This is a genomic window from Elizabethkingia argenteiflava, assembly GCF_009904105.1.
Lineage (GTDB): Bacteria > Bacteroidota > Bacteroidia > Flavobacteriales > Weeksellaceae > Elizabethkingia > Elizabethkingia argenteiflava.
In genome coordinates this window covers 1-428 of the sequence record NZ_JAAABJ010000152.1, presented here as the reverse complement: position 1 = coordinate 428, position 428 = coordinate 1, and the positions used below count along the sequence as shown (strand labels likewise).

General features: G+C 43.2%; 1 pseudogene. It reads left to right on the top strand.

Going from position 1 to position 428, the window contains the following annotated elements:
• Positions 1–261: pseudogene (locus tag GNY06_RS01175) on the top strand (transposase); the annotation flags it as partial.
• Positions 262–428 lie beyond the last annotated feature (167 nt).

Below are 428 nucleotides of genomic sequence, written 5' to 3'. Positions count from 1 at the left end.
GTGCTGTTGACACCCGTGCTATCTATAATATCCTCGGGGTTGATATCGCAGGAAAAAAGGATGTACTTGGGCTTTATAGTTCAGAAAATCAAGGGGCCAAATACTGGCTTGGAGTTCTCACTGATCTGAAGAAACGCGGTGTGGAAGATATTATGATTGCCTGCATAGACGGACTGAAAGGTTTCCCCGAAGCGTATGAGGCTGTATTTCCTAAAACCAGGGTACAACTTTGCGTGGTTCATCAAATCCGCTGCTCAATGCGCTATGATCCTGACAGGGAAAAAAAAGCGGTTATGGAGGATATGAAGCCAATCTAAAAAGCTAATAATGAAGAGCAGTGATATCAAAGGCTGCATGCCTATGAAGAAAAGTGGGCAAAAAAATATACCCAGACCTGCAAATCCTGGCTGGACAATAAGTTAAATCTC